Origin of the sequence: Serratia fonticola (genome assembly GCF_001006005.1) — a bacterium.
Classification (GTDB): Bacteria; Pseudomonadota; Gammaproteobacteria; order Enterobacterales; family Enterobacteriaceae; genus Chania; species Chania fonticola.
The window spans coordinates 4,109,791-4,124,347 of record NZ_CP011254.1; the positions used below are offsets into that span (position 1 = coordinate 4,109,791).

13 protein-coding genes and 1 pseudogene are annotated in these 14,557 nt (G+C 43.7%); 10 read left to right on the forward strand and 4 right to left on the reverse strand.

All coding sequences use genetic code 11. The features are described 5' to 3' along the window. The 4 genes and pseudogenes from WN53_RS18210 to WN53_RS18220 all read right to left on the reverse strand — a co-directional run bounded on the left by WN53_RS18210 (position 1) and on the right by WN53_RS18220 (position 3,626). Complete coding sequence (locus tag WN53_RS18210; protein WP_046808150.1) at positions 1 to 957, reverse strand: DMT family transporter; 957 nt, start codon at positions 955 to 957, stop codon at positions 1 to 3. A gap of 605 nt (positions 958 to 1,562) precedes the next feature. Then, the gene (locus WN53_RS18215; protein WP_152526622.1) at positions 1,563 to 2,456 is read right to left on the reverse strand and encodes a hypothetical protein; all 894 of its coding nucleotides are present in this window, start codon (positions 2,454 to 2,456) and stop codon (positions 1,563 to 1,565) included. 348 nt (positions 2,457 to 2,804) lie between these two features. After that, a pseudogene (locus WN53_RS29165) lies at positions 2,805 to 2,998 on the reverse strand (transposase); the annotation flags it as partial. A gap of 187 nt (positions 2,999 to 3,185) precedes the next feature. Beyond that, entirely contained in the window at positions 3,186 to 3,626 is a 441-nt protein-coding gene (locus WN53_RS18220) for a transglycosylase SLT domain-containing protein (protein WP_046808476.1), read from the reverse strand. 373 nt (positions 3,627 to 3,999) lie between these two features. Here WN53_RS18220 and WN53_RS26870 point away from each other — a divergent pair, with 373 nt between their 5' ends. From WN53_RS26870 to WN53_RS18270, 10 genes are all read left to right on the forward strand, one after another. Next, the gene (locus tag WN53_RS26870) at positions 4,000 to 4,791 is read left to right on the forward strand and encodes a helix-turn-helix domain-containing protein (RefSeq protein ID WP_024486144.1); all 792 of its coding nucleotides are present in this window, start codon (positions 4,000 to 4,002) and stop codon (positions 4,789 to 4,791) included. Next, positions 4,788 to 6,482 (forward strand): type III secretion system outer membrane ring subunit SctC, encoded by a 1,695-nt coding sequence (gene sctC / locus WN53_RS18230; RefSeq protein ID WP_024486143.1) that lies wholly within the window; start codon positions 4,788 to 4,790, stop codon positions 6,480 to 6,482. Before WN53_RS26870 ends, sctC begins: the two co-directional genes overlap by 4 nt. Next, complete coding sequence (gene sctW / locus WN53_RS18235) at positions 6,473 to 7,618, forward strand: type III secretion system gatekeeper subunit SctW (protein WP_024486142.1); 1,146 nt, start codon at positions 6,473 to 6,475, stop codon at positions 7,616 to 7,618. Before sctC ends, sctW begins: the two co-directional genes overlap by 10 nt. A 135-nt stretch (positions 7,619 to 7,753) precedes the next feature. After that, positions 7,754 to 9,811: an EscV/YscV/HrcV family type III secretion system export apparatus protein gene (locus tag WN53_RS18240; protein ID WP_024486141.1), complete on the forward strand. Its 2,058-nt coding sequence runs from the start codon at positions 7,754 to 7,756 to the stop codon at positions 9,809 to 9,811. Positions 9,812 to 9,829: 18 nt separating this feature from the next. Continuing rightward, positions 9,830 to 10,231: an InvB/SpaK family type III secretion system chaperone gene (locus tag WN53_RS18245; protein ID WP_080660754.1), complete on the forward strand. Its 402-nt coding sequence runs from the start codon at positions 9,830 to 9,832 to the stop codon at positions 10,229 to 10,231. Next, the gene (gene sctN, locus WN53_RS18250; RefSeq protein ID WP_024486139.1) at positions 10,231 to 11,523 is read left to right on the forward strand and encodes a type III secretion system ATPase SctN; all 1,293 of its coding nucleotides are present in this window, start codon (positions 10,231 to 10,233) and stop codon (positions 11,521 to 11,523) included. The genes WN53_RS18245 and sctN overlap by 1 nt, the downstream gene beginning before the upstream one ends. Beyond that, the gene (locus WN53_RS18255) at positions 11,507 to 11,962 is read left to right on the forward strand and encodes a hypothetical protein (RefSeq protein ID WP_037413054.1); all 456 of its coding nucleotides are present in this window, start codon (positions 11,507 to 11,509) and stop codon (positions 11,960 to 11,962) included. The genes sctN and WN53_RS18255 overlap by 17 nt, the downstream gene beginning before the upstream one ends. Continuing rightward, positions 11,950 to 12,936 (forward strand): SpaN/EivJ family type III secretion system needle length determinant, encoded by a 987-nt coding sequence (locus tag WN53_RS18260; protein ID WP_024486137.1) that lies wholly within the window; start codon positions 11,950 to 11,952, stop codon positions 12,934 to 12,936. Before WN53_RS18255 ends, WN53_RS18260 begins: the two co-directional genes overlap by 13 nt. Then, the gene (locus WN53_RS18265) at positions 12,933 to 13,898 is read left to right on the forward strand and encodes a FliM/FliN family flagellar motor switch protein (RefSeq protein WP_024486136.1); all 966 of its coding nucleotides are present in this window, start codon (positions 12,933 to 12,935) and stop codon (positions 13,896 to 13,898) included. Before WN53_RS18260 ends, WN53_RS18265 begins: the two co-directional genes overlap by 4 nt. Then, positions 13,888 to 14,547: an EscR/YscR/HrcR family type III secretion system export apparatus protein gene (locus WN53_RS18270; protein ID WP_024486135.1), complete on the forward strand. Its 660-nt coding sequence runs from the start codon at positions 13,888 to 13,890 to the stop codon at positions 14,545 to 14,547. The genes WN53_RS18265 and WN53_RS18270 overlap by 11 nt, the downstream gene beginning before the upstream one ends. The last annotated feature ends 10 nt before the right edge of the window (positions 14,548 to 14,557 follow it).

Genomic DNA, 14,557 nt, shown 5'->3' on the forward strand with positions numbered 1-14,557 from the left:
TTATTCATAATGTTTTTCCGTTTGTATGGGGGAAATAATGACCGGTTCCGTCGTAGGCACTGGTCTCTGGTTGCGGCGCAGTGCCAGTCCGGCCAAACCCAGACAGAATAGAAAGATACCAGCCCATTGTGCAGGGACTAGAGGTACCGCCAGCCACCACCACGCATAAAGTACTGAGGCAGGGACTTCAATCAGCGCGAAGACGGTGGCCAACATAGGACCACCAATGGCTATGGCCCGTACATAGAGCACGTCAGCTATCACTGTTGGCACCAGGATTAACGCTGCAATCAGCAGCCATGCGGAAACATCTGTAGGTAATGTCAAGACGGGGTAGGTTCCCTGCAATGGGGCTAGGAATACGGTACCGAGACCGAGACTAAAGCTGACAGTAACCCAGGAGTCGAGCGGGCCCAGGGCGTTGGTCAATATGGGAAACAGACCATAACAGAGCCCTGAGAGTAAACCCCATCCCAAAGCGACGAACCACTGCTTTCCAAACAACGCTGCACGGGGTTGTTCCCCCTGGCTGTACAGAACGGTCAGGGCCAGACCAATCAACCCCAGCAGAATCAACCCGCGTGAGGCACTATCAAGATGTTCGCCATATAAAAATCGGTTAATCGCTGCGGTGAACAATGGGCCCATGCACAGCATAATGATGGCCAGGCTGCTTCCCGCTCCGGCTACTGCAGAAGCAAATGATACGCTGCTCAGAGCCTGACAAGCCAGGCCGATAGCAGCCAACCAGGCCCATTGTCGAATGCTAAGTACACGTATCCGGCCCAGCACTGCGGCGATGAGTAAAGTCAGCACAAATGCCCCGCTCAGGCGCAAGATACCCAGTTGCAAGGTGTTCAGCCCGTAACTGAGTAAATAGTGGGTAATCAAACCCAGTGTTCCCCATAAAGCACCGGCGATAAGGGCTAGAACGATCGCAACCACTGAGGGGGTCATGGCTTTAAACTCTCATGGGATCGCAAGGGCGCTCCCATCATCGAATAAGAGGGGCATAGGCATGACCTTTTTTCCGTTACTGCAAGTCCTTGCGCGGTTGACCTTAATAAACGGTAAGCACCGATGCTAACCTCTGGCTTAGATCGATATGATTCTGGATTGCAGGCTATGTGGTATGAGTTTTCATCAGAAGGCATGTCATTGTCCTTTAGGGAGGCGATATGCATCAGTCGCGTATTATCGGGAACGGTTTTTTAATAACAGAGGATACCCAGTGCCGTAAACCAGAAGGTTTTTTGTGGGTTTCTGTACATCTATCAGCATGGCTTTTTATCTGTGCTTAATATGATAAATACAATACTTTCCCTGGAGTTACTATCAATAAACGATTATTCCACTATGAGTATTTAAGTGTTGATGAGGATATTAAGGATGGATATAAGTTTGCTCAGAAACGCCGGAAAGATGAAATCATGGCCTCAATAAGAGCTTAAATGAGGAAATCATCATTAAGAAAATGGCTCTCGACATGAGCAACGTCGTTGTAGAAGATTGCGTCTGCATGGTAGCCGCACCTGGATACGACAACTTGGCTTCACTTACTGCTATGACATGTCCGTCACGTTGTTACGACAGGATAACAACTTTATTAGGTATCCGGATGTGTTTGATACCCAGTTTGTCAGCCGTTGCCAGAATCTGGGAGAAAGGGCCGGAGAAGTCGTTTTCTCCGAGATTTTCGATGTGTTCTCTACTGCATTATGATCTGCATTTTGATTGTCCTCCCATTTCATTAACGTTTTCACCCATGGTTGGTTGCTGCGATGGTCTTTCAATGGGGTCCATAGGTCATGCTTCACAAGGTAATCAATGAGCCTTTGTTCTTTATTGCCACTGTGCCTCAATGAGTCGGCAAGTATGGCATAATCCTCAATAGAGGAGATATGCGCTAGCCGTGCATTATCTGGAGCACGTAATTGATCCACTGAGGAAAATTTTAAATGGTATAGTCCTTCATTCGTGACAATATTCTTAAATATTGATTTTACATCAATATTATCCGCTGGTTGATAATGTCCAGAGTTGTTATCAATATGAAAAAATAATCTCCCTAGATTATCTCGCCTTGGTTCAATGAGCCCTGCATACACGGGATTACCCATGTTGGGTTTGATGCCAATATGCTGGCACTTAGTATTAATAAAAATTCTAGGGCGACTATCGGTGCCATCAAGGAATATAGCAAATGCCGTTTTTACTCCTGTGTAATCTTTCCACTCTGGATGTGCACCGGCTAGCACCTGCATCTTGGCACAATAGACCTTTGGGGTTGTTTCAAATGTATTATTTTGTGGGTGCCATATTAGTTCTTCAAACCAGGCATTGGTAGGATCTTTTGACAAGGGGTTGAGTACATCAACAATCAGCATTTCTGCGGGTATACTGATTTGATCGAGAAGAGGCAATGTTACTAGGTTATACTGCTTTACCGGTGCCATTCTGGCTAACTCCTGCTGGTTGTTCTCTCTACTCAGCAGAATGTGGTTGGGTTGAGGGGCTATTTTCTCGAGGGTATTGCGTATGTGCAGACCATCAGCCGTATTTACGGCCCGCGTGATCCGCGACGAAAAGTCGATGGTTTTCGTAGGCATTGGGAGTGCGTTTGTGTTTATGTCACAGTCTGGCGAAATCTTTCCGATAAGGGGGGCGTAACTCCGATTCTGGTAATTTCCTTGGGGATATAACAATGATACCGGCATGGCTTCATCCATTAAGGTATAAAAGGATTAATATAATCCCTTGCCTCAGAATTGCTATCAAAAACCGATTATTTTGGTAACTATTACTATGATTTTAATCAGGCGTGCAGGGGCGATTGTGGGCCTGCATTATCGGGGCAATAGAGATGAGCAACGGCATCGCGGATAAATTAAAAATCGATGTCGGCATCAATTTTACGGATCAAATGGTCTTCGGGAAGTAGTTCATCGAGGATGATGGTATCAAACAGGGACTGATGGGGAGAGAGTTCTTTGAGTATGGCAGACAGTCCGTTTTATGCATTGACCTTATTAGATTAAAGTCCTGTTCATACGGACAGGACTTTATCAACAATCTGCATTCGTTATTTGTTAAGCAATTACTATTTCTTTGGTGGTTGAATGCCGCGATTTATTAATGGGGGGTGCTCGCCGAGCATGATTTGCATGTGCCAATTATTACCATTGTTAGAGTTTAAACTCACTATCGTTATAAACGCGCCAAACTTTTTTGGCGTATTTCATTCGTAGCGCATGGCGAGATTTGGCAGTACCTGCATTGTAAGCACCAACGGCCTCCCAGCTATACCCGTAAATCTGCATCATTTCCGCAAGAATTGAAGTGCCTACCAAGACGGCAACACAGGGGTCTTGCTCTAACTTCCGACTATCAATACCCATTTTTTTCAATTTTGGCAGATGGTTACTGTTTATCTGCATTAAACCAATATCAACACTGCCGTTAGTGTTTTTACCGATTGCTTTAGGGTTCATACCCGATTCAACTTGCGCTATTGATGCCAGTAATCGAGATTCTATACCAAATTTTTTGGCAGAGTAATCCCAGCAAGTGGCATAGCCTATTGAGCTAAAGCCAATAAAAATGCTCATTGTCAGTAGTTTGAACATTACTTTAATCATAAATATACATTCTCTTTACTATATTCCAATCATCAAGGTAAGCATTGTATGCTGGAGGTATTATTCACGGTTACATGATTACAGTACCTAGGGAAATACGCCATGGTACATACATATTGTCTCATTATTTTACTGATTATATAATGATTTTTACTGTGAGATGAAGGTTTTTTTTGTTTTTGTGATTACTCTATGAAACTAAAGTGAAAAGTTATTCTATCTCTAGGGGGAGGGGCATAGTCCCGATATTGACATCATTTTCCCATCATTTTGCGTGGTTAAAAATAGGCTAGATTAGTTTGACTTAATCTAGTTGTTATTCCTTATTAATCAAAAAGGGTTGGTATTCACGGTAATTATTATGGGAAAGTTTAATTCACATATATCACTCCAGCAGAATGCATGCTACACCGCAGGGCACCAACAAGCTGCATGGGTTAAAGCAGATAACACTATGGGTGTTAACATCCAACTGGGCAATCTTGAAGATGGCATCGTCTATAGTCTGCCACCGGGAGAAAGTGGTATTTTTGTGTGTTCGACACCTACGTTACGTGTTACAAAAGGCTCCATGGATTATACGGCGTTAGATATCAATACCATGTGTAAATTACAGGTGTTCTTAGATATTTCGCAAGGATTTTCAGATTTTAGTGATGCTGAATGTCAATCTGTTTACGGTGTCGGTTTTGAGCCGTTACGGATGCAGGGGGCCTTGAGTCTTAAACAGCTTGAAAGTTGGATGATCCAACAATTTTTAATTGCGACTCCGGGAATGAAAAAAATTTCCGCCATTCTGCGCGGAATGGAATGCTACTGGTTGATAAAATTTTTAATACAACAAACAGATGCTTCTGAACAAACAGATGCTTCTGATAGTTTACGAAGCTTAAGTAAACGCTATGGGTTATCTGTTTCCCATTTTCGCCGAGTGTCCCGTCAAGCATTGGGGAATACGACTAAAAAAGAGTTAAAATCTTGGCGCTTGGTTAGAGCACTACTGGATAATATGGGAGAAAAGTCAAACTTAACTGATTTGGCGTTCAAACATGGATATTCATCACTGTCTCATTTTTCTAGTGAAGTAAAGATTATGTTTAATTTATCTCCTCGTGCCTTAAAAAATGTCATTGCTAATGAAGTGAAAAAATGAAATTTGTTAATCAAGTAAAAAACACGTTAACCTACCTGATTGGGATTGTTTTTATTTCCTCGATGGCACCTACGTTGGCTATCTCTCAGCAGACCAAGCCCACAGGTTCTGGTTATATTGCACAACAGGATAATATTAAAGGCCTGACCGATGCGCTTTCATCCAGGTTGAATAAACCGATTATCATCAGTAAGCTTGTGGCGAATAAAAAAGTCAGTGGTGATTTTGATCTGCATAATCCGCAGGCGTTTATAGAACGTATTTCTGAACAGCTTGGTTTGATTTGGTACCATGATGGTCAAGCAATATACCTTTATGATGCGTCGGAAATGCGCAAGGAAATCATCACATTACGGAATACTTCACTTCCGGTTGTCAGTAATTTTTTGCGGAAATCTGGTCTTTATGATCAGCGTTACCCGTTACGTTCGGACGGTATAAATTCTACATTCTACCTTTCAGGGCCACCGGTCTATGTTGAGTTGGTGACTAATGCAGCCAAACTTTTGGATGAGAAAAATGACGATCTGGATGGTCGCTCAAAAGTCTCCTCAATATCTCTGTTTAATTCATTCGTTGAGGATCGTCATTTTAACTATCGAAACGAAAAGATCACCATTCCCGGTGTAGCGAGTGTGATAAGACAGCTTTTGAACAACCGTGATAATGGTGGTGAGGTAAGCGAAGCGAGCAATATGGCTTCGGATAAGCATGAGGTTATATCTCCTACGGCAAAACTACAGGATTTTCCAGGGAATAATAGGGTAAAACCTATCATGCCCGTAATGAGCCTGGAAAATGCAATGAAGGAACGTCCTTCTGCTGGTGGCTTCAAAATTGTCGCCAATCCAGGCACCAATAGCCTGCTGGTAAAAGGCAGCTCAGAACAGATTGCTTATGTCAGAAATATAGTTAACACGCTAGACATGCAGAAAAGGCATATAGAACTGTCCGTTTGGATCGTCGATTTGCAAAAAGATGCACTTGAACAACTCGGGGTAGAGTGGAACGGTGGGGTAAACGTTGGAGGCAATCTGGGCATTTCACTTAACGGTGGAGTGGCCAGTACAGTGGATGGTGCGAGTTTTATGGCTTCGATTCTGGCATTAAGTCAAAAGAATCAGGCGAATATAGTTTCTCGCCCGATGGTGTTAACTCAGGAAAATATTCCCGCTATATTTGACAATAGTCGAACATTTTATACTCAGCTAATTGGTGAGCGCAGTGTCGAACTGCAACATGTCACTTATGGTACATCGGTTAACGTACTGCCACGTTTTACTGATGCTGATGAAATTGAAATGATGCTCAATGTTGAGGATGGTTCTCAGGTCCAGGATACTAATCCAACGATGGGATTACCGGAAGTAGGGCGTACTAATATCAGCACTATAGCCCGTGTTCCGCGAGGCAAGAGCCTACTGATCGGTGGTTATACCCGAGATGAAAGTTCAGAAGGTGAGGCCAAAATCCCTTTATTGGGGGATATACCGTGGATCGGCAGTGCGTTTAAATACAATAAGTCACACAACTCTAATATGGTGCGTGTATTTCTGATCCAGCCGCGGGAAATCGATGCACCATTGCAACAGGATGCCAGCGATTTGATTGCAGATATGAAAAAGAATCTCTCTAAGCCGGAATTGCATGACTGGATGCGTAACTATATGGATAGCCAGAAATGGCATTGAATCCGTTAGGGCCTGCCAGCCTGTCTTCAGCACAACAGATGGCAAAACTACAGGATAACAGCCGCGGACTGCAGACGAGCTTATCGGAACCGGTCAATGACGGTGGTGGCAAAGATCTTGAAGAGCTTACGCCAGCGGCATTAATACAGCGGTTTAGTGATTCTGTTGATGAAATGTCTATCTTGTTGTCTCAGTTCCGTAATCGCCGGGATTTTGAGAAAAAAACCGGCAGCACCAGTGAGAGCAGCTTTGAGCAGGTGCTTGATGACGATGTTTTGCCAAAGGTTCATTCGTTACTGAAGATAGCGGCGGGTGTCGATGGTGGCAATATTAATACCCTCCTTAAACAGATACGTCTGCTGTTCCCTGACTATAGTGATTTGGTTGTGGTGTTACGTGAGTTGCTACGACGACGTAACCTTGATGGGGTGGTAAAAAGTAGATTAAAGAAACTGCTTCAACATGTGGAGCAAACGGCGGATCCTCGTCGTCTAAAATCCGGTATTAATGTGGCACTCAAGGCCCGCCTGTTTGGTAAGGCTTTGCAACTTTCACCGGCTATCGCACGTGAAAGTTATCGTGAGTTTCTAGAAAGTGATGCACATGAGATTGAGCTATATCAGGACTGGATCTCGACCTATGGGGCTGCACAGCGTGCGATAGTCGTTGATTTTATGGAGTCAGCATTATTAGCAGATATAGATGCGCAAGAACCAAGCTGTTCACAAATTGAATTTGGTAATTTATTGCAACGGTTACTTCAGCTTAAACTAATACGTACTAGTGACGCCCTTTTCTTGGGGGTTCTTTTAAAGAATACTCTCATTTCTGGGTTCAACTTCAATGAAGAAGAGTGGTTGTTGTTCATGTTTTGTGTTTTGCAAAACCCTAGCGATATAAAGAAATTATTAGATGGATTACTTTACGCCAAAATAATGCTCTGTAAACATCGTGAACGAGGTTCAGTTTTGCAAACGATTTACCAAGCTTGTGTTAAGTTACCTCGCGAATTGTACTTCGAACCTGATGGTGTTGTTTTGTTGTCCGATAAATTTGAGAAAATCATTTCTATTGTTTATAATCATGAACAGCATGAAAGTATGACCGAGACAGGGGAAAGGCTAAAAGAACTCTAAATCCTCTTAAAGTTTTAACTTATAATGTGATGAATGTTATGGACCATTTTCAATGGTAGGTTAATTTAAAGTTCATCTTATTATTGTATAACGATTGGGGAAAATTAGTTGTTGGATAATTAATAGGACTCAGCTTTGATAACGAAATTTATTTCTAACACCAGAAAACACCCTGAGTTGTTAATACTGATTTTAATTATCACCATTATTGCTATGCTGGTGATACCATTGCCAACCTATCTCGTTGATTTCTTGATAGGTTTAAATATTGTTATTTCTGCGTTGGTTTTTTTATCATCATTTTATATTGATAGAATACTCAGTTTTTCAACATTTCCTGCCGTTTTGTTGATAACAACGCTTTTCCGTCTGGCACTGTCAATCAGCACGAGCCGACTGATACTGAATGATGCCGATGCTGGTGATATTATTGCCACTTTTGGCTTGTTTGTTATTGGTGATAACCTTATTGTTGGTTTCGTTATTTTTGCTATTGTTACTATCGTGCAGTTTATGGTAATAACCAAAGGCGCGGAGCGAGTCGCTGAAGTGGCGGCACGGTTTTCGTTAGACGGAATGCCTGGTAAACAAATGAGCATTGATGCTGATTTACGGGCAGGCTCTATTGATTCCGAGGGAGCCAAAAGCCGACGTAGCGTCGTTGAACGAGAAAGTCAGCTTTATGGATCGTTTGATGGTGCCATGAAATTTATCAAAGGCGATGCAATCGCGGGTATCATTGTTATTTTCATCAACTTTGTTGGTGGTATTGGTGTTGGTGTTAGTCAACATGGTATGGATATGTCGACAGCACTATCGACCTATACCATGTTGACAATCGGAGATGGTTTGGTCGCACAGATCCCTTCATTGTTGATTGCCATTAGTGCTGGTTTTATTGTGACCCGAGTTAATGGCGATGGCGATAATATGGGCCAGACCATGATGGGGCAATTATTTGGTAATACCTTTGTATTGTTGATTGCTGCTTTTTTGGCATTGGGAATTGGCCTGCTACCAGGGTTTCCTCTTTTTGTTTTTGTGATCCTGTCTAGCCTACTTGGTGTGCTATTTTATTTGAAATGGAGAGATAAAAAACGAGGGGGGGGGGGCTTAGGTCCAAGTAGTCCGGAGGGGAATTCGGAAGACGGTAGTATGTCTGCGCTTGTAGACGGTAGTTCCTTAGGTATGATTAAGGGGTTGGATAACGTTGCGTCAGAAACTCTGCCTTTAATTCTGATGGTTTCGACAAAACAAGCCGAGGCTCTACAAAAATCGAATATGTTGGAGCGGTATCGCAGTCAGTTCTTTATAGATTATGGTGTCCATTTGCCTGAAATAACACTAAAAGCTGCTGACGATATGCCAGAAAGTAAGGTGATATTCTTAATTAATGAAATAAAGGCCACCGAATTTTCGATTAATTTTTCAATGTTAAAAGTAGTGAACGGTAAAGATGAGCTAGAGTTGCTCGGATTTGAAATTGTCAAGAATAATAATGAGTATTGGTCGAACGAAAACGATCGTGAATCACTCTCTAATTTAGGGTACCAATTAAGAACGGATGTTGATGAGATTTATTATTGTCTATCTGCTACTTTGGTTCGTAGCGTTAATGAATATTTTGGTATTCAGGAAACAAAGAATCTCCTGGATAAGTTGGAAGCTAAATATCCTGATTTGATGAAAGAAGTATTGCGCCATGCTACGGTTCAGCGGATTGCCGAAGTCTTTCAGCGTCTACTGGGTGAGAGAATCTCCCTGAGAAATATGAAGTTAATATTGGAGGCCCTAGCGCTTTGGGCACCGAGAGAAAAAGACGTCATTGCTTTGGTTGAACATGTTCGTGGGGCGCTTTCACGCTATATCTGCCATAAATTTGCTGAGGGGGGAACCTTACGCGTGATCCACCTTACTGCAGAATTTGAGGAAAAAATGCGCCAGGGGATAAGGACCACCGCCTCGGGATCTTTCCTTAATTTGGAGCCAGCTACTTCTGATGAATTAATGGACATGCTTACCGTTGCCACTAATAATCTTGCTATTTCCAATAAGGACATGGTGGTGTTGTCTTCGGTAGATATTCGTCGTTTTGTCAAACGTTTTATTGAAGTGCAGTTTAAAGAGTTGGAGGTGATGTCATTCGGTGAATTAACCGATAATGTTACCATAGATATTATTAAAACCGTGTGATAAGAATGGAAGTAAATAATGAATGTTGATATTGATGTATTGGTTCGTGAAGCCTTACTGGAAAAAGGGTGTGATGAAAGTATGTTGTCAAACTTTGACGGGCATACCACTATTGCATTGGAGTTTACCCAACGCCCATCTTTATTGATCAGCACGCTTGATGACAATGTCTGGATTTGGTCGAGAATTGCGGAGGATAATAATGCCGTACTGACACAAAGGGCAAGTGAATTATTGTTTGCATTAATGGAGGGTTGTGAGTTTACGCCCAGTGGGCAGCTACAATTAAGCGTTGATGAAGGTTATATTTTGCTACGAGGCTTGGTTAGTCCGGCCTTCTTGGAAAGTAGTCAGCAATTTTCAGCAGCAATGGAGGAGTTCTTTAGCCTTCAGGAGAACTTTTTGGGGATATTTCAGTAATGTCGGATAGTCCGTTACTACGTCGTCTGGCTCACCCTTTACGAATTGCTGGGCCGATAATTGAGGCAGTGCTTCCGGGGGTAAAAATTGGTGAAGTGTGTGAGATCCGTCCCCACTGGCGTACCACAGAAATTGTGGCTCGTGCGCAGGTGATGGGTTTTAATCATGATCTGACTTTGTTAAGCCTGATTGGTGATGCTAACGGCTTATCCCGCGAAGCTGTGATCTGTCCTACCGGCAGTTCGTTAATGGCAATGCTTAGCTCTTCCTTGTTGGGATGCGTGTTAGATCCTTCTGGGCAGGTGGTAGAAAGGCTGACAACGGAGCAGGAGATTGGAGGACAGGAGCTACGAGCGATTGACGCTTCTCCTCCGTCATACATGGATCGAGTCGGAATACGAACCCCATTTTATACTGGGGTTCGGGCTATTGACGGCTTGATCACTTGTGGCATTGGGCAGCGTGTAGGGATCTTTGCCGCAGCAGGTTGCGGCAAAACTACCCTGATGCATATGTTGATTGAACAGGCAGATGCGGACGTCTTTGTGATTGCACTCATCGGCGAGCGTGGTAGAGAGGTTACCGAGTTTATTGAGGCGTTGCGTCAGTCAGAACGTCAGCAGCAGTGTATTTTGGTCTATGCGACGTCTGACTTCTCTTCGCTCGATCGCTGTAACGCCGCGTTGGTTGCCACCACGGTGGCCGAGTATTTTCGAGATGCAGGAAAAAAAGTAGTGTTGTTCCTGGACTCAATAACGCGCTATGCCCGTGCATTACGTGATGTGGCACTCGCTGCAGGGGAGGCTCCCGCACGCCGGGGCTACCCGGCTTCGGTTTTTGATGCGCTGCCCAAACTTCTTGAACGCCCAGGTTGTACACAAAGAGGAAGTATTACGGCGTTTTATACTATTCTGCTGGAGGGGGAAGACGAACAGGATCCGATAGCTGAAGAAATACGTTCGATCTTGGATGGGCACTTTTATCTCAGCCGTAAGCTGGCAGCGAAAAACCATTACCCGGCGATTGATATTCTGCGCAGTGTTAGTCGGGTAGCCAGCCAAGTTTGTTTGCCTGAACATTTACATAGTGCCGGCGAAGTGCGTCGAATTATGGCGAAAATTGAAGAGCTTCAGATATTTTTAGATCTGGGAGAATATAAAGCTGGCGAAAATACAGAAAATGATCGAGCGATAAACCGCCAGGCATCTCTGTCAGCATGGCTATGTCAGAAAGTGGATGAGAACTCAGTATTTTCAACAACATTAGGTCAACTTCATGAGCTTGCTTCGTAAGATAACTCTGTTGTTGGGATGTTATGACAATAAAATACAGCGGCAGGAGCAAAAACTGATGCTGCTCGACAGGGAAATGAAGCAAATTCAACAGAGTCTTCTGGTCCTAGGAAAGGAACGACAGTCCATGAAAGGTTTATTAAGAAATATGGCCCCGCAAGGCGAGAATCTCGATCGTGCAGCACTGTATTCTTCATTACGCAAACAATCTGTAATTCGTCGACGTATTAGTAATTTGGAACTTGATCAGGGGTTAAAACAGCAGGAGTTAGCATCCCGTGAAAAAGAAAAAGCCAGTGTTATGACTCAGCGAAAACAGTTTTACCATCAGGCAGATAAATATAAAAATTTGCAACAACACGTAAGAAAAGAGACTCGCGCGGCGTTAGCGAGGCAGGAAGAGTCTGAAGTTGAGGAGATAATAGTGTGGAAGAAATAAGCAAAGTTTCTCCAGTCTGGGGGGGGGCGGACGAGATGATTACAACCCTATATTCTCTAGATACTCTTGCATCTGAAAAGATGCATGAACAAGAGGTTGCAATGCCACCGGAAGAGGAATCTGTGAATGTTGGGGTCTTTTGGTTGAATGTCTTTCCGCCAGATTTACAGTTTGTCATCTCGCCCGAGCCTGGTTTGCGGGGCGTGCAGGATAGCTATTACCAACGTTGTGATGTTGGCGAGCCGGCACAAAGTGTACAGCAGGGCTTGCCTCAGCACTATGGGGATGACATTCGGGTGGATGCCGTATCTTTCGAGGCACTCGCTGAGAGGCAGAGAGCTAAAGACACGGTGGATTTTTTGCCCCCCCTTGCCAGCCTCGACAGTAAGACAATGGAACAGGCTCGTAACAATAACGCGGCAGACACCGTATTACAATTGTTCAAAGCTGATGATGAACTTCTGGCCCAACAGGAGGAGGATGACAGCGAATTGAAAAAGGAGTCGTCTACAGTAAAGCGTGATGGAACCCTGCTGGATAAAAGTACAGACTCTACGGCTGGAGGAGATTTTACTTTGTCAGAGCAAGAGATAAGCAGTGGTGAGTCACAGGAAACACTGCAATCCCCTCAACATGATAATGCGGTAGAACAGCATAATGAATTGACGCTCGATCCAGAGATGGAAGAGCAAGACGCTCTTGCGCCTGCTAAACCGATTGGTTCAGGCAAGCTTACTTATAACTTCGGACGGTGGGGTGAAGGTCATCAAGTTGATGTTACGTTGCTTAATCAGGAGCAGGATACCCATTTTCAGTTTGAACCTTCAGACAGTCTGGTTGAGCAGCGCATGACTGAACAGTGGGAACAGACTGACATTCCTCCCTACTGGAGTTTGCTTGAAGACGCAGGAGGAGAGCATCAGGGGCATCAACAAAAGGGACAGGATGAAATTGATGATGAGGTTGGTCAATGATTAGGCGATATCTTCGGCAGTGTAGCAAAGCAGAGCTAAATTCGGCGCAGTCCGCCAAGCGTTGGCAACGCCTCGGAGGCGAGGTTGTACATTCTATTCCGTTGCCAAAATCCAACCTGTTGGCCTTTCGTGCCGATAGTGGTTGGGAGGGCATGATCGATCTTTATGCCTGGTTTGCCTCAATGATGCCTGAGCATGCCGGATTGGCGAGTAGTGCCTTTAGCTGGACGCAGCTGGAATCACTTTTTTTCAGCTGTGAGTTCCCGCTGGAGATGGGGATCGCTGAATTTGTTTATCAAAAGTTGACCAACTTGGGGCGGGTTGTTGACCCACCAGCCTCTCGGCCTCTTTATGGCTTAAGAACGGCGCAAGGCGTCGTTTGGGTGGTGAGCAGTTGTGGCAATAGCAATAATTCATCAATTTTCGACCGGGAGTTTCCTTTAGATTATCTTCCCTTGCCTCTGCATTTTGAACTGGGGAAGAGTGAATGTCCTCTGAGCGTATTAAATAAGCTGCGCTGTGGAGATGTACTGCTGATCACCGAAGTCAAGCAACGCGTTACGCTTTGTGACAAGCATCTTGGTTTTTATCAATGTAACGGGAATGAGATTATGATCGACGAAGCGTTTATGGAGCCATCATTTGAAGCTGAACATGAAGACTTAGCTGAACATGAAGACTTATTACAAGCTAGCGAAGCGAATGATGGTGTGTCGCCTTTATTGCCGCGTTCGCGGATGCCAGTAAGTTTGACCTTTACTCTGCAACAGGCGATGGTAACGGTGAAAGACTTGGAATCCCTCTGCCAAGGACATGTTTTTTACTGCGATTCAGATGCCGAGAAAAAGGTGCTGATCAAAGGTAATGGCTTAGCATTGGCGCGTGGGGAACTGATCTGGGTAGAGGACAGACTAGGGGTTGAAATTACCGATTTATATCAAGAGGCCGGTAATGGGAAATGATGTTTCACTAGTTGGTCTTTTAGCTTTTGCCACATTATTGCCTTTTCTTATTGCTTGTGGCACCTGCTATATCAAGTTTTCGATTGTATTTGTGATGGTGCGGAATGCTTTGGGTTTGCAACAGATTCCCTCGAATATGACACTGAATGGTATTGCATTAATATTATCAATGTTTGTTATGATGCCCGTAGTTCAACAAGGATATCAAAGCTATCGTGAATATGATGTTGATATCACTAACGTCGCTTCAGTGAGTGATTTCATAGAGAATGGATTCGATAGTTACCGTAATTATTTGAGTAAATATGCGGATCCCGAACTGGTTCATTTTTTCGAAAGGGTAGGAACACAACGAGAAACGCAACAGGTAGATGGGGCTGGTTATAATGAAAAATCGTCTATTTTAACCTTGTTACCTGCTTATGCACTGAGTGAAATAAAAAGTGCATTTAAAATTGGTTTCTATCTATATCTACCATTTGTGGTTGTTGACTTGGTTATTTCCAGTATATTGTTGGCGCTGGGAATGATGATGATGAGTCCTGTGACAATCTCTGTCCCTATTAAATTACTATTATTTATCGTATTGGATGGGTGGACGCTGTTATCCCAGGGCCTGATTAGACAATATCTTGATGTTGCCCTGTAATACCGTAAAT